19 protein-coding genes are annotated in these 20795 nt (G+C 54.7%); 9 read left to right on the forward strand and 10 right to left on the reverse strand.

Annotated features, from left to right (window positions below):
* The first annotated feature begins 5 nt into the window (after window positions 1-5).
* Window positions 6-323, forward strand: coding sequence for a heat shock protein HspQ (gene hspQ, locus CU081_RS19900; RefSeq protein ID WP_003858136.1), 318 nt, complete (start codon window positions 6-8; stop codon window positions 321-323).
* A gap of 32 nt (window positions 324-355) precedes the next feature.
* On the opposite strand, the gene CU081_RS19905 is transcribed toward hspQ, so the two are convergent.
* On the reverse strand, window positions 356-769 hold the full coding sequence (locus CU081_RS19905; RefSeq protein ID WP_003858138.1) for a CoA-binding protein: 414 nt from the start codon (window positions 767-769) through the stop codon (window positions 356-358).
* Between the two features lie 171 nt (window positions 770-940).
* On the opposite strand from CU081_RS19905, the gene csgI reads away from it, so the two are divergent.
* Both csgI and mgsA read left to right on the forward strand, forming a co-directional pair.
* Window positions 941-1603, forward strand: a complete 663-nt coding sequence (csgI, locus tag CU081_RS19910; RefSeq protein ID WP_022650746.1) for a curli synthesis inhibitor — start codon at window positions 941-943, stop codon at window positions 1601-1603.
* A gap of 80 nt (window positions 1604-1683) precedes the next feature.
* On the forward strand, window positions 1684-2142 hold the full coding sequence (gene mgsA, locus CU081_RS19915; RefSeq protein ID WP_003858146.1) for a methylglyoxal synthase: 459 nt from the start codon (window positions 1684-1686) through the stop codon (window positions 2140-2142).
* A 53-nt stretch (window positions 2143-2195) separates the two neighbouring features.
* Here the strand turns inward: mgsA and helD are convergent, their stop codons facing one another.
* Window positions 2196-4250, reverse strand: a complete 2055-nt coding sequence (gene helD, locus CU081_RS19920; protein WP_022650745.1) for a DNA helicase IV — start codon at window positions 4248-4250, stop codon at window positions 2196-2198.
* A 122-nt stretch (window positions 4251-4372) separates the two neighbouring features.
* Here helD and CU081_RS19925 point away from each other — a divergent pair, with 122 nt between their 5' ends.
* Together CU081_RS19925 and yccS are read left to right on the forward strand one after the other, a co-directional pair.
* A complete protein-coding gene (locus tag CU081_RS19925) occupies window positions 4373-4819 on the forward strand; it encodes a YccF domain-containing protein (RefSeq protein WP_003858149.1) in 447 nt (148 codons plus the stop codon).
* 18 nt (window positions 4820-4837) lie between these two features.
* Window positions 4838-7000, forward strand: a complete 2163-nt coding sequence (gene yccS / locus CU081_RS19930; RefSeq protein ID WP_022650744.1) for a YccS family putative transporter — start codon at window positions 4838-4840, stop codon at window positions 6998-7000.
* On the opposite strand, the gene CU081_RS19935 is transcribed toward yccS, so the two are convergent.
* Window positions 6957-7583 (reverse strand): TfoX/Sxy family DNA transformation protein, encoded by a 627-nt coding sequence (locus CU081_RS19935; RefSeq protein ID WP_023315767.1) that lies wholly within the window; start codon window positions 7581-7583, stop codon window positions 6957-6959. The two genes, yccS and CU081_RS19935, sit on opposite strands and share 44 nt — an antisense overlap.
* 217 nt (window positions 7584-7800) lie before the next feature.
* Between CU081_RS19935 and sulA the strand changes: the two genes are divergently transcribed.
* Together sulA and ompA are read left to right on the forward strand one after the other, a co-directional pair.
* The gene (gene sulA, locus CU081_RS19940; RefSeq protein WP_032610196.1) at window positions 7801-8310 is read left to right on the forward strand and encodes an SOS-induced cell division inhibitor SulA; all 510 of its coding nucleotides are present in this window, start codon (window positions 7801-7803) and stop codon (window positions 8308-8310) included.
* Between the two features lie 356 nt (window positions 8311-8666).
* Window positions 8667-9719, forward strand: a complete 1053-nt coding sequence (gene ompA, locus CU081_RS19945; protein ID WP_003858156.1) for a porin OmpA — start codon at window positions 8667-8669, stop codon at window positions 9717-9719.
* Window positions 9720-9784: 65 nt separating this feature from the next.
* Here ompA and matP read toward each other — a convergent pair whose 3' ends face one another.
* A complete protein-coding gene (gene matP, locus CU081_RS19950) occupies window positions 9785-10237 on the reverse strand; it encodes a macrodomain Ter protein MatP (RefSeq protein WP_003858158.1) in 453 nt (150 codons plus the stop codon).
* A gap of 186 nt (window positions 10238-10423) precedes the next feature.
* On the opposite strand from matP, the gene CU081_RS19955 reads away from it, so the two are divergent.
* Together CU081_RS19955 and fabA are read left to right on the forward strand one after the other, a co-directional pair.
* Complete coding sequence (locus tag CU081_RS19955; protein WP_022650741.1) at window positions 10424-12184, forward strand: AAA family ATPase; 1761 nt, start codon at window positions 10424-10426, stop codon at window positions 12182-12184.
* A gap of 68 nt (window positions 12185-12252) precedes the next feature.
* Window positions 12253-12771, forward strand: a complete 519-nt coding sequence (gene fabA, locus CU081_RS19960) for a bifunctional 3-hydroxydecanoyl-ACP dehydratase/trans-2-decenoyl-ACP isomerase (protein ID WP_000227926.1) — start codon at window positions 12253-12255, stop codon at window positions 12769-12771.
* Between the two features lie 71 nt (window positions 12772-12842).
* Here fabA and rmf read toward each other — a convergent pair whose 3' ends face one another.
* From rmf to rlmKL, 6 genes are all read right to left on the reverse strand, one after another.
* The gene (rmf, locus tag CU081_RS19965) at window positions 12843-13010 is read right to left on the reverse strand and encodes a ribosome modulation factor (protein ID WP_003858162.1); all 168 of its coding nucleotides are present in this window, start codon (window positions 13008-13010) and stop codon (window positions 12843-12845) included.
* Window positions 13011-13264: 254 nt separating this feature from the next.
* Window positions 13265-13831 carry a membrane integrity-associated transporter subunit PqiC gene (gene pqiC, locus CU081_RS19975; RefSeq protein ID WP_022650740.1) on the reverse strand — a complete coding sequence of 189 codons (567 nt, stop codon included), beginning with the start codon at window positions 13829-13831 and terminating at the stop codon, window positions 13265-13267.
* Window positions 13828-15468: an intermembrane transport protein PqiB gene (pqiB, locus tag CU081_RS19980; RefSeq protein WP_003858166.1), complete on the reverse strand. Its 1641-nt coding sequence runs from the start codon at window positions 15466-15468 to the stop codon at window positions 13828-13830. Before pqiB ends, pqiC begins: the two co-directional genes overlap by 4 nt.
* 4 nt (window positions 15469-15472) lie before the next feature.
* Window positions 15473-16726: a membrane integrity-associated transporter subunit PqiA gene (gene pqiA, locus CU081_RS19985; RefSeq protein WP_022650739.1), complete on the reverse strand. Its 1254-nt coding sequence runs from the start codon at window positions 16724-16726 to the stop codon at window positions 15473-15475.
* 13 nt (window positions 16727-16739) lie between these two features.
* On the reverse strand, window positions 16740-18647 hold the full coding sequence (locus tag CU081_RS19990) for an ABC transporter ATP-binding protein (protein WP_022650738.1): 1908 nt from the start codon (window positions 18645-18647) through the stop codon (window positions 16740-16742).
* A 12-nt stretch (window positions 18648-18659) separates the two neighbouring features.
* Window positions 18660-20768: a bifunctional 23S rRNA (guanine(2069)-N(7))-methyltransferase RlmK/23S rRNA (guanine(2445)-N(2))-methyltransferase RlmL gene (gene rlmKL / locus CU081_RS19995; protein WP_003858171.1), complete on the reverse strand. Its 2109-nt coding sequence runs from the start codon at window positions 20766-20768 to the stop codon at window positions 18660-18662.
* Between the last annotated feature and the right edge of the window lie 27 nt (window positions 20769-20795).

Consider the following 20795-nt stretch of genomic DNA (forward strand, 5'->3'; position numbering starts at 1 on the left):
TGACTATGATTGCCAGCAAATTCGGTATCGGCCAGCAGGTCCGCCACACCTTGCTTGGATATTTGGGTGTGGTCGTGGATATCGACCCGGAGTATTCCCTTGATGAACCGTCAGCAGACGATCTGGCCGTTGACGCAGAGCTTCGCGCCGCGCCCTGGTATCATGTGGTTATGGAGGGCGACGATGGTCAGCCTGTCCATACCTATCTTGCCGAAGCGCAGCTGAGTGGTGAACTACAGGATGAGCATCCGGAACAACCCACTATGGACGAGCTTGCTCAGACCATCCGCAAACAGTTACAGGCACCAAGACTGCGTAACTAAAGGTGTAAAAAAGCCCGTCAAACGGGCTTTTTTTATTTTGCCAGCCCCAGACGGGGAATATCGATTGCCGGACAGCGATCCATCACCACTTTCAGCCCGGCATCGCGTGCCAGCACGGCCGCCTGCTCATTAATCACGCCCAGTTGCATCCACAGCGTTTTCGCGCCAATGGCGATCGCTTCCTGCGCCACGCCCCAGGCCGCTTCTGAATTACGAAAAACGTCCACCATATCCACCTTTTCCGGCACGTCCGCGAGCGTCGCATAACCCTGCTGACCCAGCAGCGTTTTCCCCGCCACCTTCGGCGAGACCGGGATCACGTGATATCCCTGGTCCAGAAGGTATTTCATGACCCGATAGCTTGGGCGATCCGGTTTATCGCTCGCGCCGACCAGCGCGATAGTGCGCGTGGTCGTCAGAATCTCGACAATGTCGTTCTCTTTCATGCTGTTCCTCCTGGTTTTTTTCAAAGTGTACGTCAAAGCGAACATCTCAACCACGCATCCCATACAGAAGTATGAGGGCAAAACGGCAGAATATGTCTATATGTTAGTAAACGTGTTTATCGAAAAATTTTGATACATTCTTACCGGGTAGTTTGTCTACAGGAGTCTGCTATGAAAACCGGCATTGCCTGGGCTGTGGTTGCGTTAATCATGCCGGTTTGTGTTTTCGCAACTACTCTCAGACTCACAACCGACATTGACCTGCTGGTGCTGGACGGGAAAAAAGTCTCCAGCTCCCTGCTACGGGGCGCAGACAGCATCGAGCTGGATAACGGCCCGCATCAGCTGGTTTTTCGGGTGGAAAAGACCATTCGCCTCGCCGACGACGAACAGCAGGTGTACATTTCGCCTCCGCTGGTGGTCAGCTTTAATACCCAGCGTATCAGCCAGGTCAATTTTCGTCTCCCGCGCCTTGAGACAGAAAAGGAGTCACTGGCATTTGATGCCTCGCCGCGCATTGAACTGGTGGACGGGGATTCCATGCCCATCCCGGTAAAGCTGGATATTCTGGCGCTGACAAAAAGGCCAAAGGGAACTGACTATGAAGCGGACACCGAGACCTACAACAGGGCCAGCAGGCGCGCCTCGCTGCCCCAGTTCGCCACCATGATGGCGGATGACAGTACCCTGCTTTCGGGCGTATCGGAGCTGGATGTACTCCCCCCTCAGTCGCAGACCCTTACTGAGCAACGTCTCAAGTTCTGGTTCCAGAATGCCGATCCGGACACGCGCGCCCGTTTTCTGCAATGGGCAAAACAACAACCTTCGTCGTAAGCCACATTTTTTTGTCCTTTCTCTTGCAGCATCAGTCAGTTCCCGTCATCGTGTAGCGAGGTAACCTCACGGATAAGATTATGGAACTGACAACACGCACACTTCCGGCGCGCAAGCACATTGCTCTGGTTGCGCACGATCACTGTAAACAAATGCTGCTTAACTGGGTTCGTCGCCATCAGCCTCTTTTACAGCATCATGCCCTTTCTGCTACGGGAACAACCGGCAACCTGATCCACCGCGAAACCGGTCTGGAAGTGAATGCCATGCTGAGCGGCCCGATGGGGGGTGACCAGCAGGTAGGCGCTCAGATTTCAGAAGGTAAAATTGACGTTCTTATTTTCTTCTGGGATCCGCTGAACGCGGTTCCGCATGATCCGGACGTTAAAGCGCTGCTGCGTCTGGCGACGGTGTGGAACATTCCGGTAGCCACCAATCTTTCAACGGCAGATTTCATCATTGAATCGCCGCAGTTTAACGATCCGGTGGAGATTTTGATCCCGGATTATCAGCGTTATCTTGCGGAGAGACTGAAGTAGTTTTTTGCCCGGTGGCGCTGCGCTTACCGGGCCTACAGAATTTGCCCGGCGCGTTACGGCTTTCTCGCCACCGGCACGTCAATACTCTTCAAAATATCGACAAACACCGACGGCTCCTCTTTGTTGAACAAGAGCCACACGCGATGGCGCGCGCGGGTTATCGCCACGTACAGTAAGCGCCGCTCCTCTGCATCCGGGAAATCTTCCGGAACAGGTAATAACGCCTCTTCCATCACGGATTCCCGCGCCGGCGCCGGGAAACCGTCGCTCCCCTCTTTTAGCCCCACCACAATCACGTAGTCGGCCTGCTGCCCTTTACTGGCATGAATGGTCATGAAATCGAGCTGTAGTTTTGGCCAGCGCGTCGCCGCTTTTTCCAGCGCCGTCGGCTTGAGGTGGTGGTAACGCGCCAGCACCAGAATTCGTTCATCCGGTTTCGCATAGCCGCTCAGTTTATCCAGCAGCGGTTCCAGCTGATCGTCCGCCAGCAGCGTGACGGCCTTTTTATCCCCAGACCTCAGGCTGTTAAGCGGTTTCGACAGCTGATGCGGGTTCTGCTGAATAAAACGGTTGGCTATTTCGCCAATCCGCGAGTTGAAGCGGTAGGTGGTGTCCAGATCGCTGCGATCGCCTTCCCCAAAATAGTGGTGGAAGGCCGTCGTGAGAGAAAGTTGCGCCCCGCTGAAACGGTAGATAGCCTGCCAGTCATCGCCCACGGCAAACAGCGACGTGTGTTTATTCTGCGCCCGCAGCGCCGAAAGCAGCGCAGCGCGCTGCGGCGAGATGTCCTGAAACTCATCCACCAGAATGTGTTTCCACGGGCTGACGAAGCGCCCTTTCTCCAGAATGATAATGGCCTGATGGATCAGCCCCGAAAAATCGACCGCGTTTTCGTCTTTCAGCGCGGTTTTCCACGCTTTCAGCATCGGCGCCATCAGCTTAACCCGCTTAGAAAACACGGCGCGGATCGACTCCGGTGCGCTTTCTATCATCTCCGCCTGAGAGCCGCCGTGCATGCGCATCAGGCTTACCCACCGGTCAAGACGAGAGCCCAGCCGGCGCGCCAGCTTTTCATCCTGCCAGAAGCTGCCCTCCGGCACCTCCCAGTTGAGTTCCTCTTCAAGCCACTGACGCCAGCCTTTCGCCTGCGCCTTTTTTTCACTGCACTGCTGACGCCATGCCTTGATAAACAGCGTCTGGCGAGCCTGAGCGTCGTTCTCCAGCTTGCTGACAACAGGGACTTTTTTGCTGCCCTGTTGAATGATGTGTAAAGCGAGGGAGTGGAACGTGCGCGCCGAGATATCCTGGGTATGCAAACGCGCCTGAATGCGCTCATCCATCTCCTGCGCCGCCTTGCGACCAAAGGCCAGCAGCAAAATCTGGTCGGCAACCGCCTCGCCCGTTGTCAGAAGCCAGCCCGCGCGTGCCACCAGCACCGACGTTTTGCCGCTCCCGGCGCCTGCCAGCACTAAAAGAGACTGCTCGCCATTCACCACGGCGCGCGCCTGGGCAGGATTGAGGGGCGATGATTCCACCGTACTGAAAAAATCGGCATATTGCGTAAGCATCGCCTCAGTCCAGGCCTGGTTATGCGCCAGACGGCTTTTCTCGATATCGTTCAGCCAGGCCTGACACTTCCGCCACGCGTCGCGGCAGTTATCAAATTCCTCAAGCCGCGCCACCGGTAAAGGCAATGCCGTCAGCGCCTGGGCAATTTTATGCTGAAGCCCGGCGGTTTGCTGGCGCGTCAGCCACTTCTGCTGCGTATTGCTTAGCGCGATATCGTCCAGCACCTGTTGCAGCACCTGTGCGGCTATCACGCTCATCTCCTGGCTCCACTGTTGCCAGCGCGTGTTCAGATGGTAGTGGAAGCGTTGGGTTTCCGCCCACTCGGTCCCGTGGAGTCGCACCACTTTGTCTGCCGGCAAGACGAACTCCAGCTCCCCCCATACCAGCCCTCGTTTACAATGAATGGCCAGTAGCTGATTAAACGGAATAAGATATTCGTGGCGTTCCCCGGAGACTTTCACTCCCGCATTGAGAAGGACAACCTTGTCGTAAGGGTGCTGCGCCAGGCGTTTGCCCATTGAAGTTGCTTTCAGTTCCATATCCTGCCGGATCCACGAGGTCATAATTTGTCAGACAGTTTAACTGCCAGTTTTAAGGTGCTCCAGCCCAAAAAAACGTTACAATCACCGGGCGTTAATCATATCGAAGGAAATGAGGGTTTATGCGTACCGTTCTGAATGTGTTGAATTTTGTCCTTGGCGGTTTTGCCACCACCCTTTCCTGGCTTTTTGCCACCCTGGTGAGCATTGTGCTCATCTTCACCCTTCCGCTGACGCGCTCCTGCTGGGAAATCACCAAACTGTCCCTCGTTCCTTATGGAAATGAAGCCGTGCACGTGGATGAGCTGGAGCCGGAAAGAAAAAATGCCCTGATGAATACCGGCGGCACGCTGCTGAATATTTTATGGCTGATCTTCTTTGGCTGGTGGCTGTGTCTGATGCATATTTTCGCCGGCATCGCCCAGTGCATTACGATTATTGGCATTCCGGTTGGCATCGCTAATTTCAAAATTGCCACCATCGCCCTGTGGCCGGTAGGACGCCGAGTTGTCCCGGTCGAAGTCGCGCAAGCCGCGCGTGAAGCCAATGCCCGTCGTCGTTTTCAGTAATAAGGACTGGCCGCTCTCATGCTAAGCCCCCTGCTTCGTCGCTATACATGGAACAGTAACTGGCTGTATAACGTCAGGATTTTTATCGCCCTCTGCGGCACCGTCGCTCTGCCGTGGTGGCTGAATGATGTGAAGCTCACCATCCCCCTCACGCTTGGGGTGGTGGCCGGTGCGCTGGCGGATCTCGACGACCGCCTGGCCGGTCGTTTGCGTAATCTGGTCATCACGCTGGTCTGCTTCTTTATTGCTTCCGCCTCCGTTGAGCTGCTTTTCCCGTGGCCCTGGCTGTTTGCCTTAGGGCTGACGGTGTCAACCAGCGGCTTCATTTTGCTCGGCGGCCTCGGGCAGCGCTACGCCACTATCGCGTTTGGCGCCCTGCTGATTGCCATTTACACCATGCTGGGCGTCTCTCTTTACGAGCAGTGGTATCAGCAACCGGTCCTGCTGCTGTTGGGTGCTATCTGGTATAACCTGCTGACCTTAACCGGGCATCTTATTTTTCCGGTTCGTGCCTTACAGGACAACATTGCCCGCAGTTACGAACAGCTGGCCCACTATCTGGAGCTGAAATCCCGGCTGTTTGATCCGGATATTGAAGAGGACAGTCAGGCGCCCCTGTACGATCTGGCGCTGGCAAATGGCCAGCTGGTCGCCACGCTGAATCAGACCAAAGCGTCTCTGCTCACCCGTCTGCGCGGCGATCGCGGTCAGCGCGGTACACGGCGCACACTGCACTACTATTTTGTCGCCCAGGATATTCACGAGCGCGCCAGCTCCTCGCATGTGCAGTACGCTGACCTGCGCGAGAAATTCCGCTATAGCGACGTGATGTTCCGTTTCCAGCGCCTGCTGTCGATGCAGTCTCAGGCCTGCCAGCAACTTGCGCGCTCAATACTGCTGCGCACGCCCTATCAGCACGATCCGCGCTTTGAACGCGCATTCAGCCACCTGGATGCAGCGCTCGATCGCGTTCAGGCCAGTGGGACATCACCGGAACAGTTCAAAGCCCTGGGATTCCTGCTCAACAACCTGAGAGCCATTGATGCTCAGCTCGCCACCATTGAGTCTGAACAGGCGATGGCGATGCCGGGCAATGACGCTGACAACCAGCTTGCCGACGACAGTCTCAACGGTTTCAGCGATATGTGGCTGCGCCTGAGCCGTCATTTTACGCCGGAATCCGCCCTCTTTCGCCATGCGGTAAGGATGTCGCTGGTACTGTGCGTCGGCTACGCGTTTATACAGATAACAGGATTGCACCACGGCTACTGGATCCTGTTGACCAGCCTGTTTGTCTGCCAGCCGAACTATAACGCTACCCGCCATCGGCTCGCGCTGCGTATTGTCGGGACATTAGTCGGGGTCGCCATCGGGCTGCCGGTGCTCTACTTTGTGCCATCCGTAGAAGGGCAACTGATCCTGATTGTGATTACCGGTGTACTGTTCTTCGCTTTCCGCAATGTGCAGTATGCCCACGCCACGATGTTCATCACGCTGCTGGTGCTGCTCTGCTTCAATCTGCTGGGTGAAGGCTTTGAGGTGGCCCTCCCCCGTGTGATTGACACGCTAATCGGCTGCGCCATCGCCTGGGCGGCGGTGAGTTTTATCTGGCCTGACTGGCGTTTCCGAAATTTACCGCGCGTGTCCGACAGAGCAATGAACGCCAACTGCCGCTACCTGGATGCTATTCTTGAGCAATACCATCAGGGTCGCGATAACCGTCTGGCCTATCGGATTGCCCGTCGCGATGCGCATAACACTGACGCAGAGCTGGCTTCCGTTGTCTCGAATATGTCAACTGAGCCGCGCGCTACGGCAGAAATCCGTGAGACAGCCTTCCGCCTGCTGTGTCTGAACCACACGTTCACCAGCTATATCTCTACCCTTGGCGCCCACCGAGAGAAACTGACAAATCCGGGCATCCTGGCGCTGCTGGACGACGCCGTTTGCTACGTTGATGATGCGCTTCATCATCAACCTGCGGATGAGCCACGGGTTCACCAGGCACTGGATGAACTGGTGCAACGTATCGCACACCTTGATCCAGGCACCGACAACAAAGCTCCACTGGTCCTTCAGCAAATTGGCCTGCTTATCGCTTTGCTGCCGGAAATTTGTCGGCTGCGACAGCAGATCGCTACCTGGCGGAATGATGGCCCTGCGACTCAGGCAGCGCATTAAACCACTCCGTAAGCTCCCGGCGAATATCCGCCGGGAGTGCCGCTTCATGTAACCCTTCAATCGCGCCTTCAAGCGCGAACAATACCCGGATACTCAGCGCTTTATTCTTCGAGCGCATTTTCAGCCAGCTCGTCTTCGCCCCCAACTGTCGTAGCGTCTCTTCATTGGTAATGCCCGCCTCCATAAGCAGGACCTCAATCTGAAAGGTCAGGTTCGGCAGATCTTTAAGCCGGTTACGCTGATGGCGCTGGTAGCGCTCTTTCCTGGCGGCATCGAGCGCAAACGAGGAGAGCTGAAGCAGTTTTTCCCTGTTTTGCCACAGACCTTCGTCCACACGGTAGTAATTAAGCAGCACTGGGCGTCCTCGTTTCATCAGGGTCAGAAAAGAGGAAGCGTTTTTTACACAGTATTTTGCACTTTGCTCACAGGCGCGAAGGTACAGCTCGCCGTCAGACACCATCGCGAACACCGCTTCATCCACGGCCAGGGTATAACCGCCAAACAGGGCGCGATGATGAATTTCGCCCAGCGGAGAGAGGTATTCTTGAGATTGATAAATCCGCTCATAAGATATCTTTTTCATGATAATTCCATTAAAAATCATACAGTAACCACGATATTTCTTACTAACGGATCCGTTAGCAGGAAAATAGGCAACTTATTGCCGTTGGGCAAGATGATTTTTTCATGTTCACCAGGAATGGATGAAATTTGCGAGTCGCTTTCCGAAAATGAGGTTGATCTTTATGCATACAGGGGTTACTGTATATCCATACAGTAACTACAGAGCTGGAATGATTATGTACACTTCAGGCTATGCAAATCACTTAACACCTTCTACTTCTGCCGCAGGCAATGCTGCGCAGAATTCTATCGGGCGTGAATCGACAGGGCTTATCAGTGAAGTGGTTTACCGTGAAGACCAGCCGCTGTTGACACAACTCTTACTCCTGCCGCTTTTGCAGCAGCTCGGGCAACAGTCTCGCTGGCAGCTCTGGCTGACGCCACAGCAAAAATTAAGTCGCGAATGGGTTCAGTCGGCTGGGCTGCCGTTAGCGAAGGTGATGCAGATTAATCAACTCTCCCCTTGCGATACGGTCGAGTCGATGGTCCGGGCATTACGTACCGGGAACTATAGCGTCGTGATTGGGTGGTTGCCTGAGGATCTGTCGCAAGAGGAACATTTGCGTCTGACTGAAGCGGCTGAAGAAGGTAACGCGATGGGTTTCATCATGCGGCCAGTTCGTGGAGATTCCTATCGCAGAGGACAACATCCCGGGCTAAAAATTCACTCAAATGTGTACCATTGAGTCATTTTAAGAGTTTTCCTGGAATTTTTTTCGACCGCAGTATGCAAAAAAAGTTCAACGCGCCAAAACTGCGGCAAAGCTTGTCTGACGCGGTTCTCGTTAATTTTACTGCACAAAATTCGTTCAAAAATTGTTAAATATTAGGTATACGGAACTTTTTTTTTCATATGCCTGACGGACTTCACACTTGTAAGTTTTCAGCTACGTTGTAGACTTTACATCGCCAGGGGTGCTCGGCCTAAGCCGAAGATATCGGTAGGTTTATATTTGACCACGCCCCCCGGTGAAGGATTTAACCGTGATTCCTCCGATGGAGATATTCATGGCAAATTTTGGATGATAACGAGGCGCAAAAAATGAAAAAGACAGCTATCGCGATTGCAGTGGCACTGGCTGGCTTCGCTACCGTAGCGCAGGCCGCTCCGAAAGATAATACCTGGTATGCAGGTGGTAAACTGGGTTGGTCTCAGTTCCATGACACCGGTTGGTACGACAGCGCAAACAACAATGATGGCCCAACTCATGAGAGCCAGCTTGGTGCAGGTGCGTTCGGTGGCTATCAGGTTAACCCGTATGTTGGCTTCGAAATGGGTTACGACTGGTTAGGTCGTATGCCTTACAAAGGCAACGAAACCAATGGCGCTTTCAAAGCTCAAGGCGTACAGCTGACCGCTAAACTGGGCTACCCAGTAACTGACGATCTGGACGTGTACACCCGTCTGGGCGGCATGGTATGGCGTGCAGACTCCAGCAACAGCCGTGCTGGTGACGACCACGACACGGGTGTTTCCCCAGTATTCGCTGGTGGCGTTGAGTGGGCAATGACCCGTGACATCGCTACCCGTCTGGAATACCAGTGGGTTAACAACATCGGTGACGGTGCTACCGTTGGCGTTCGTCCAGACAACGGCATGCTGAGCGTTGGTGTTTCTTACCGTTTCGGTCAGCAGGAAGATGCGCCAGTCGTAGCTCCAGCTCCGGCTCCAGCGCCAGAAGTACAGACCAAGCACTTCACTCTGAAGTCTGACGTTCTGTTCAACTTCAACAAAGCTACCCTGAAACCAGAAGGTCAGCAGGCACTGGATCAGCTGTACACCCAGCTGAGCAACCTGGATCCTAAAGACGGTTCTGTAGTGGTTCTGGGCTTCACCGACCGTATCGGTTCTGACGCTTACAACCAGGGTCTGTCTGAGAAACGTGCTCAGTCTGTAGTTGATTACCTGGTATCTAAAGGTATCCCAGCTAACAAGATCTCCCCACGTGGTATGGGCGAATCTAACCCAGTTACCGGTTCTACCTGTGACAACGTGAAACCACGCGCTGCACTGATCGACTGCCTGGCACCAGATCGTCGCGTAGAGATCGAAGTTAAAGGTATCAAAGACGTTGTAACTCAGCCTGCGGCATAAGTTATCGTCTTATAAAAAAACCCCGCCATGCGGGGTTTTTTATTATCTGAAGAAAAGCAAAACGCTTATTTTTTACCTAACAGTGCCTGTAGATCGTTCTTCAGCGTCGACATCTGGCTGGCATACTTCTCTTTGTGCTCGGCATCTTCAATCAGCTGCACCACCGTTTCCGACAGGGTTTTCCCGCGCCGTTGCGCCAGCCCGGCCAGACGCTGCCAGACCATAAACTCCAGGTCGATGGATTTCTTACGGGTGTGCTGATGCTCGGCATTGAAATGCCGTTTACGACGAGCACGGATAGTTTGCTTCATCCGGTTTAACAGGGCCGGATTAATGTGTTTCTCAATCCAGCCGTTGACCAGTACCGGTTCGTTTTCGAGGGTCAGCAACATATCCACAGCTTCTTGCGCCGCGCTGGCTTCGATGTAGCAGGTGATCAGCTCCCCTTCACGGTGCTTTTTGACCAGGTACTTCCATTTCCAGCCGCTTTCGAGGTTTTCCAGTTGTTGATATTTCATTGCGATCTCAGTGTTACCGTGTAACTCTGTTCAGAATATCAGTTTTTTGGCAATCTGCTGAAAAGAAATCATATCCTGTGAAACGCCGCAGGCGATCCGCATGACGAAAACCCGAATCCTGATTGGGCAGAGTGCGCCGCTTACGGTATACTCCACGGTTTTACTTCTGACTAAAAAACATCAACTTTGACCATTACGAAACTTGCATGGCGTGACCTGGTTCCGGATACCGAGAGCTATCAGGAGCTGTTTGCACAGCCAGACCTCACAAAAGAACACGAATTCATACTTAGCGATACACAACCGCGTTTGCATTACGCGCTGGAGCAGATGTCATCCCCATGGGCTACATCTCCTTTCATGCTGCTCAAAGCCCCGGAAGAAGCCGAGTATCTGACGCTTCTCGGTGATGCCATGCGCCAGTTGCAGCCAAAAACGAATGCCGTTTTTGGTGGCCAGTATCATATTGCCGGACGTGACGTGACGTACGAACCTGCCACGCAGGCAGACGGACAGTTCGCTGCAAAAGGCGAGGTGATCACCGCCAACTGGGTGGAAGCAGAACAGCTGTTCGGCTGCCTTCGTCAGTTCAATGGCGATGTGTCACTGCAACCGGGGCTGGTACACCGCGCGAATGGCGGCGTGTTGCTCATCTCCCTTCGCACCCTGCTTGCGCAGCCTCTGCTGTGGATGCGCCTGAAAACGGTGGTGACGCAGCAACGTTTTGACTGGGTAGGCTACGACGATTCGCGTCCGCTGCCTGTATCCATTCCGTCTATGCCGCTGTCGCTGACCGTCGTGCTGACGGGCGACCGTGAATCTCTGGCTGATTTCCAGGAAATGGAGCCAGAACTCGCGGAGCAGGCTGTCTATAGCGAATTTGAAGATAATATTCAGATCGCCGATGCCGATGACATGGCGCAGTGGTGTCAGTGGGTTATGGCCGTGGCGGAACGTTTCGCACTGCCCTCGCCTGCCGAGGATGCGTGGCCGGGCTTAATCCGCGAGGCCGTACGCTACACTGGCGATCAGGAAACCCTGCCGCTCTGCCCGCTCTGGATCGGTAAACAGCTGCGTGAAGTGGGGGTTATCAGCGGTAACGGTCCGTTTACCGGTGAGCAGCTTAGCCAGATGCTGGCCCAGCGTGAATGGCGTGAAGGTTATCTTGCTGACCGTATGCAGGATGAAATTCTGCTGGAACAGATTCTGGTGGAGACCGAAGGCGAACGTATCGGGCAAATCAACGCCTTGTCCGTCATCGAGTTCCCCGGACACCCGCGCGCCTTTGGTGAGCCTTCCCGTATCAGCTGTGTCGTACACATTGGTGACGGCGAATTTACCGATATCGAACGCAAGGCCGAACTGGGCGGAAGCATTCATGCCAAAGGCATGATGATCATGCAGGCGTTCCTGATGTCTGAACTTCAGCTCGAGCAGCAGATCCCCTTCTCTGCCTCGTTGACCTTTGAGCAGTCCTACAGTGAAGTCGACGGCGACAGCGCCTCAATGGCGGAGCTGTGTGCCGTGATCAGCGCGCTTGCAGACGTGCCGATTAACCAGAATATTGCGATTACCGGTTCCGTGGATCAGTTTGGCCGTGCCCAACCGGTGGGCGGACTGAATGAGAAAATCGAAGGCTTCTTCGCAATCTGCCAGCAGCGCGGTTTAAACGGCAAACAGGGCGTGATTATTCCGGCACCTAACGCTCGCCATTTGAGCCTGAGCCAGGCGATTCTGGATGCGGTAGAGCAGGAACAATTCACCGTCTGGGCCATCGAAGGGGTTGAGGATGCACTACCCTTACTGACAAACCTGGTCTGGGACGGCGAAGGCCAGACAACCCTGATGCAGACCATTCAGGAACGTATAGCTCAGGCGACACAGCAGGATGCTCGTCATCGTTATCCGGGGCCGTTACGCTGGTTAAGTTGGTTTAGTGCGAACTGATCGGACTTGTTCAGCGTACACGTGTTAGCTATCCTGCGTCCTTCACTAAAATAAGGCTTACTGAGAACATGGTAGATAAACGCGAATCCTATACTAAAGAAGACCTTCTTGCCTCTGGTCGCGGTGAACTGTTTGGCGCGAAAGGCCCGCAGTTACCAGCCCCAAATATGCTGATGATGGACCGTGTCGTGAAAATGACCGAAACCGGCGGCAACTTTGATAAGGGTTACGTAGAAGCAGAACTCGATATCAACCCGGACCTGTGGTTCTTCGGTTGCCACTTTATTGGCGATCCGGTAATGCCTGGCTGCCTGGGCCTCGATGCCATGTGGCAGCTGGTTGGCTTCTATCTGGGCTGGCTTGGCGGTGAAGGCAAAGGCCGTGCGTTGGGCGTAGGCGAAGTGAAATTCACCGGTCAGGTTCTGCCTACCGCGAAAAAAGTCACCTACCGTATCCATTTCAAACGCATCGTTAACCGCCGCCTGATTATGGGCCTGGCGGACGGTGAAGTGCTGGTAGATGGTCGCCTGATCTATACCGCGAACGACCTGAAAGTGGGTCTGTTCCAGGATACCTCCGCTTTCTGATAACGGCTTTTAGCCCCATCCAGAAAGGCGAAACCTCCGCATTGCGGAGGTTTCTTTTTAAAGAGACGGTATCAAGCAAGTACTGCCCTGTCTCCGATGGCTTCTCGCCAGCCCCCTAGCCATTGGGACCTTTGATTCAGGGCCTGATAGGGACACATTTCTTTTGAACGTCCGGCGATGCCAGCCTGATAACCACGTTGATGAGCCCTTTCCAGGCGATCTCGTTTCTGTCTCTTCATGCCTCGTTTCCCTCATTCTTTTGTCTGGTGGAAAGAAAACAGTGGTTGCAATATGTGCAAGCACAGTTAACGAATACCCCGAATCGACGTCAGCGTCAACGTTCAAAATTCATACGGGTGTCATATTTGTGAGCTACATGGAAGATCGTTTGTACAAAAAATGTGACGCGGGACAAGTAACAACCTGAACGCAAAACGAAAAAAAAGCCGCAATCAGCAAGAAGCTGAGTGCGGCTTTCGTCGATGAATTTTACTTATGGCAGGCGGGAAATCTCTCTTGCGATAGCAGCCGACTCCTGTGACCACCCCTGCGCAAGCACTTTCACCATTTCGTCATAACCATCTTTCTGCTGCTTCAGTTCCAGATGGAAAGGACGCTTAATAAGCTGGCCCTGATGATTCAAGAGCCACTCCCCGCTGATAACAACAGCACCATCATAGCGGCCATGGAATCCCGTCACGTTAACATTCAGAGTGTCCTGATCGCTTCCCAGAGGCTGCGAGGCAACGACCCAACCGGGGAGCTGGCTGCTCAGATTCGCCACAAGCGTATTGCGTAGCTGCTGATCCAGCGGGCTGGCCCACAGGTTATTGTTGGCGATTACGTACTGCACATCGCTGGTCTGGTAGACCACCCCGTTGCCCGCCAGGTAATCTGGCACGGCAACCTGTTCAACCCACAGCAGACGGCTGCCCTGCGAGGTGCTGCTCTGCGCACCGGACTGGGCGCTTAACGGCAGCTGGTAGTAGCTTTTGTTATCGCTTCCAGAGCTACAGGCCGTTAATACCAGTGCGCCTGCGATGATTAGCCATTTTTTCATTGTTTCGCCCTCTTAGGCTCAGGATCCTTTTTGTCTTTCGCTTCAAACACCAGTGCGTTGCTCTTTTCATTGAGCGTTTTCAGAACGGGCTGTAGCTCGCGTAAAACCTGATCAAGACGTTGCATATCCGCCACCATCTTGTTGTAGGCCGCTGAGCCCGGCTGGAAGCCCTGCATACTACGATTCAGTTCGCGCAACGTTTTCTGCATATCCTGCGGCAGCTGCTGCATGGACTGGTTAGCGGTGATCTTGTTGATATTATCCAGCGTGGTTTGCAGACGTTGCATCGTTGCCTGGCTCTGATGCAGTGATCCCGTCGCAGCTTCAAGCATTGGATTCAGCGGCAGATTGTTGATCTTATCCAGCGTTTCCATCAGGCGCTGTTGGATCTGCGCCAGGCCACTGCTGACCGTAGGAATGATTTTGTAGCCACCAAATTCACGGATACCCGTCATTGGTGGCGCTTTTGGATAGAAGTCCATATCGACATACAACGCCCCTGTGACCAGGTTGCCGGTTTTCAGCGAGCCGCGCAGCCCGCGATTCAGCAGGTCGCTGATATGCTCCCCAATATCCTGGTCCTCGCCTATCTGGTTAATCAAACGCTCAGGCTCAATGCGGATCAGCACCGGAATACGATAATCATCATCAAGCATCTGCTTCAGTCCCGGAACAAAGTAAGGCACTTGTCCCACTGTCCCCAGACGAATACCGCGGAACTCAACTGGCGCCCCTGGCTGCAAGCCGCGTACAGAGTCCTTAAAGAACATCAGGTAGTCGATGTGATCGGTATAGAGCGCATCCTGAATGCTTTTTTGATCGTCAAACAGTCTGAAGGCGGTTTTCTCCGCCACCGGTTGTCCCAGATCTATACCTTCCGGCACGTCAAAACTGACGCCCCCACCAAACAGCGTGGTGAGTGAACCCATCTCAACGCGCATCCCCGCAGAGGTGAGATCTACCGCGATCCCGCTGTCTTTCCAGAAGCGAACGTTGCTGGTCACCAGGCGGTCATTAGGCGCGTTGATAAATAGCTGATAGCTGATGGTCCGTTTTTGCGGATCGAAGGTGCTTGTTTCAACCGAACCGACGCGATACCCACGGAACAGCACCGGATCGCCCGGCGAGAGCTGGCCCGCTTTTTTACTGTCCAGAATAACGCGGATCCCTTTTGCATCCGGTGGCGCAAGCGGCGGTGAATCCAGCAGCTGATAGTTTGCTGGCTGGGCGCCTTTGTTGCCGGGCTGGAGTTCAATATAAGCCCCGGACAATAGCGTCCCTAAGCCGCTGATCCCTTCTCTCCCAACCTGCGGTTTCACTACCCAAAAAACAGAATCTTCATGGAGCAGTTTTTCCATGCCAGCATTCAGGCGGGCCTTGATTTCAACATGGGTTAAATCATCCGTCAGGGTCGCGCTTTCCACGACACCCACATCCACGCTGCGGCTCTTGATGGTGGTTTTTCCGCCCTCAATCCCCTCTGCATTGGTGGTAATTAGCGTGACTTCCGGTCCCTGATGGCTGTAATGATAAAACAGGATCCATGCACCGATCAGCGCGGTCACGATGGGGAAAATCCACACCGGCGACCAGTTTCTGACCTTCTGCACTTTAGCCTCTCCACTCTTATTTTCCATGCTCTTACTCTTCCTCATGGCTTGAATCGGGCTCACGATCCCACGATAAACGAGGGTCGAAGGTCATGGCCGCAAACATGGTCATAATGACGACCAACGCAAACATCAGCGCTCCCATAGCGGGATAAATACTCATCAGCCCCCCCATACGCACCAGCGCTGAGAGAACCGCAATCACGAACACGTCAATCATCGACCAGCGGCCAACAAATTCCACGACCTCATAAATCAGATGCATGCGCTCGCTGTCTCGCTTACCGTGCCCTTTTGCATCCCAGCAAAGCCAGGCAATGGCAATCATCTTTAAGGTCGGAACCATAATACTGGCGAGGAATATGACGCCTGCTACAGGGTAAGATCCCTCGCTCCACAGCAAAATCACCCCGGCTAGTATGGTCGAGGGCATTCTGTCGCCGAGCAAATCGGTGATCATGATCGGCAAGATATTGGCGGGCAGATAGAGCATGACAGAGGTCACCAGCAGCGCCATGGTCCATTGCAGGCTATTTTTGCGCCGGACGTGACCTTTTGTTTCACAGCGCGGACACACCTCGACATCCGCGGGCAGCACGGCGGTGCAGCACGAGCAGGAGCGCAGCCCCTGACGGATACCCGGTACGCCCACCTTTACCGTCTGCGAGAGCGTCGGTGCCGGGGCAATATCGTCCCAGGCCCAGCGTCGGTCCACGCACTGGAACGCGCGCAGTTGCAGCACGCAGTACAGACACCACGGAATAAAGCTGCTGCCAATCCCCACATCGCCGTAGGCCATCAGCTTCACGAAGCTGACCAGGATACCCGCGAGAAAAATTTCCGCCATCCCCCAGCTTTTCAGCTGGAACAGGATCCGCGCGAGTTTGATTTTAAGGGCGGTGGGCATCCTGACGCGATTGACCAATAGCAGAATGACGACCAGGCAAAAAGCCGGGACGATCTGCACGAAAAGAAGAAAGAAGGTGCCAAGGCTGGCGTAATCTTCCGAGAACATCACGCCAGGAATTTCCAGTAAATCTACCTGGCTTACCATCCCACCCACTTTCATAGAGATAAAAGGGAAGAGATTGGAGAGCAGTAACATGAACAGGGCTGCCAGCGCGTAAGCCGTAGGACGCTGCCTTGGCGCGTCCCACTCGGTCGTCAGCGTAGCGCCGCAGCGCGGGCAGGCAGCCTTATGTCCGTGACCAAGCTCTGGCAACGCCACGAGCATATCGCATTGCGAGCATAATATATGCCGATCGGCATGGTGCTGGTCACACATAGATTATCCCTGTTTATGCGCCGTTTTTCAGAGACTCAAGGTACTCCCAGCGCTCAAATGCCTCTTCCAGCGCCTGTTCAGCCTGGGAGAGTTCAGCCAATACTTTCTGAGTATAGTCGTGAGGCTGCGTAAAGAATGACGCATCAGCGACCTGGATTTGCAGTGCTTCCAGTGCCGCTTCCAGCTCTTCCAGACGCTGCGGCAGCCCCTCCAGCTCGCGCTGCAAGTTATAACTCATTTTAGCAGGAGACTTTTTGACAGTTTCTGCTTTCGCAACAACAGGTTCAGCGACATTTTTGGTCTTCGCCTGTTTTTGCGCCAGCGACTGCGATTGCTGTCCACGCGCGTCATGATAGCCGCCTACATATTGCCCGATGCGTCCTTCGCCTTCGAAGATCCAGCACTCGGTCACGGTGTTATCGACAAACTGACGATCGTGGCTGACCAGCATCACGGTTCCCTGATAACCATCAATCAACTCTTCCAGCAGTTCCAGCGTTTCGACATCCAGATCGTTAGTCGGTTCATCGAGAATCAATAAGTTACTGGGTTTCAGGAACAAACGCGCCAGCAAAAGACGGTTACGCTCACCGCCGGACAGCGCGCGCACCGGCGTCATGGCGCGTTTCGGGTGGAACAGGAAGTCCTGAAGGTAGCCCAGCACGTGACGCGGCTTGCCGTTAACCATGACCTCCTGTTTGCCCTCAGCGAGGTTATCCATCACCGTACGGTCTGGATCCAGCTCTGCGCGGTGCTGGTCGAAGTACGCCACTTCCAGTTTGGTACCGCAGTGGATACGACCGCTGTCGGCCTGGAGCTGACCGAGCATCAGTTTCAGCAGCGTGGTTTTACCGCACCCGTTCGGGCCGATCAGCGCAATTTTGTCGCCGCGCTGAACCTGAGCGGAGAAATCGTTCACCAGCACTTTGCCGTCAACCGAATAATTCACGTTCTCCATTTCGAAGACAATCTTGCCCGAGCGGGACGCCTCTTCAACCTGCATTTTGGCGCTCCCCATGACTTCACGGCGTTCGCTACGTTCGCGGCGCATCGCCTTCAGGGCGCGAACGCGGCCTTCGTTACGGGTACGACGGGCTTTGATGCCCTGACGGATCCAGACCTCTTCCTGTGCCAGCTTGCGGTCGAACTCGGCGTTTTGCAGCTCTTCGACGCGCAGGTTCTCTTCTTTCTCCAGTAGATAGGTATCGTAATCGCCCGGGTAAGTCACCAGCTTGCCGCGGTCGAGGTCGACAATGCGCGTGGCCATATTGCGGATGAACGAACGGTCGTGGGAGATGAAGATAATGGTGCCGTTAAAGGTTTTCAGGAACCCTTCCAGCCAGTCAATCGCTTCGATATCCAGGTGGTTCGTCGGTTCGTCCAGCAGCAGCACCTTAGGCCCGCTCACCAGGGCACGGCCCAGCGCCGCTTTACGCAGCCAGCCGCCGGAGAGCGCCGACAGCTCCATATCCGCTTCCAGGCCAAGCTGGGCCAGCACTTCATTAATGCGGTTTTCCAGCTGCCACAGACCGTGGTGATCGAGCATCTCCTGCACTTTTGCCAGCTCGTTGAGATTCTTGTCGCTCGGGTCCGTCATCACCAGATGCGAAATCTCGTGGTAACGCTTGAGGTATTCCGCCTGCTCTGAAATCCCTTCGGCCACAAAATCGTAAACGCTGCCGGTGACGTTACGCGGCGGATCCTGTTGCAGACGAGAGACGATCAGATCCTGCTCGTAAACAATACGGCCGTCATCCAGCCCCTGCTCACGGTTGAGGATTTTCATCAGCGTCGATTTACCTGCGCCGTTACGGCCCACCAGACAGACGCGCTCGTTATTTTCGATATGCAGCTCTGCATTATCGAGAAGCGGTGAGTCGCTGAAAGAGAGCCACGCGCCGTGCATACTAATTAAAGACATTTATTTTTCCTTTCAGACCGCGGAAATCAGCCAGCAGTTGTGGATTTGACGGTTACGGGCAAAGTCCTGAGACAGCGTTTTTTGGCTGATTTCTTGTGCTTTCAGTCCCAGTTCGGCCAGGCCGTCGTGATCCATGCGGAATCCGCGCTTGTTGTTCGAGAACATAATGGTGCCGCCTTTACGCAGCAGGCGCTTCAGGTCGGTCATCAGGCGCAGGTGATCGCGTTGAACGTCAAAGCTATCCTCCATACGCTTGGAGTTAGAGAAGGTCGGCGGATCGATAAAGATCAGGTCAAACTGCTCGTCGGTATCGCGCAGCCAGCCCAGCACGTCGGCCTGTAACAGGCGATGCTGACGACCGGTTAAGCCGTTAAGACGCAGGTTGCGCTCTGCCCACTCCAGATAAGTACGGGACATATCGACCGTGGTGGTGCTACGCGCGCCGCCAAGCCCCGCATGAACGCTGGCGCTGCCGGTATAGGAGAACAGGTTCAGGAAGTCTTTGCCCTTGCTCATCTGGCCCAGCATGCGGCGGGCGATACGGTGGTCGAGGAACAGACCGGTATCAAGGTAGTCGGTCAGGTTAACCCACAGGCGCGCGTTATATTCGCCCACTTCGATGAAGTCACCCTTCTCGCCCATCTTCTGATACTGGTTTTTGCCTTTCTGACGCTCACGGGTTTTCAGCACCAGCTTGTTTGGCGAAATGCCGAGTACGGCGATGGTGGCCGCAATCACATCCAGCATACGCTGACGCGCTTTTTGCGCATCGATAGTTTTCGGCGGGGCGTATTCCTGAACCACTACCCAGTCCGCATAGCGGTCAACCGCCACGTTGTATTCCGGCAGGTCAGCGTCGTACAGGCGATAACATTCGATGCCTTCCTGCTTTGCCCACTTCTCAAATTTCTTCAGGTTTTTGCGCAGGCGGTTGGCGTAATCTTCCGCCACGCCTGACGGTTTGCTATCCGCCGCTATCTCTGCCAGATGGTAGTTTTTCTGCACGCAGTCCAGCGGGCCGTTTTTCGCCTTGAACTGGCGATCGGCACGCAATTGCAGGCAGCTCAGCAGCTCCGGCGAGGCGCTAAACAGGGAGAGGTTCCAGCCGCCGAAATGCGCTTTCATGTTGCGGCCCAGCAGGCTGTGCAGTGCAATCAGCGCCGGCTCGCTGTCCAGACGCTCACCATACGGCGGGTTGCTGATCACCGTACCGTACGGGCCTTTTGGCAACGGGTTGGTCAGGTTCGCCACGTCTTTCACCTCGAAGGTGACCAGCTCGCCGATACCGGCACGACGGGCGTTGCTGCGCGCACGTTCAATCACCCGTGCATCGCTGTCCGAACCGTAAAAGTGAGAGGTGTATTCCGCCAGCCCTTTACGGGCGCGGGTCTGCGCATCGTCTTTGACCTCTTTCCAGATGGCCTCATCGTGCTGTGCCCAGCCTTTGAAGCCCCAGTGGCCGCGGTGCAGCCCTGGCGCACGGTCGGTGGCCAGCATCGCGGCTTCAATCAGCAGCGTACCGGAACCGCACATCGGATCGAGCAGCGGCGTACCTGGCTGCCATCCGGAGCGCATCACGATAGCGGCAGCCAGCGTTTCTTTGATCGGCGCCATCCCGGTGCGATCGCGATAACCGCGCAGATGCAGGCCTGCGCCGCTCAGATCAAGGGAAATACTGGCCGTATCGCCGTTCAGCCAGACGTTGATACGCAGATCCGGGTTTTCACGGTCAACGTTCGGACGTTCTTTATTACGACGCGTGAAGCAGTCCACAATGGCATCCTTAACGCGCAGGGCACCGTACTGGCTGTTGCGGATCTCATCGTTGACGCCGTTGAAATGCACCGCAAAGGTGGCGTCCGGGGTGAAGATCTCTGTCCAGTCGATCATCTGTACGCCGGTGTAGAGATCAAGATCGCTGTAGACCTTGCACTCTTTCATCGGCAGCATGATGCGCGACGCCAGACGGCTCCACATCAGGCTCTGGTAAATAAGCCGCGTGTCGCCCTCAAAATGGACACCACCCTGAACCACCCGGCACTCTTTCGCGCCCAGGGCTTCCAGTTCAGTTTTTAACAGCTCTTCCAGCCCACGGGCCGTACTGGCAAACAGAGAATTCATATCGTCACTTTTACTCATAGAAAATTG

The sequence above is a fragment of the Enterobacter sp. CRENT-193 genome, from assembly GCF_002787395.1.
GTDB lineage: Bacteria > Pseudomonadota > Gammaproteobacteria > Enterobacterales > Enterobacteriaceae > Enterobacter > Enterobacter hormaechei_C.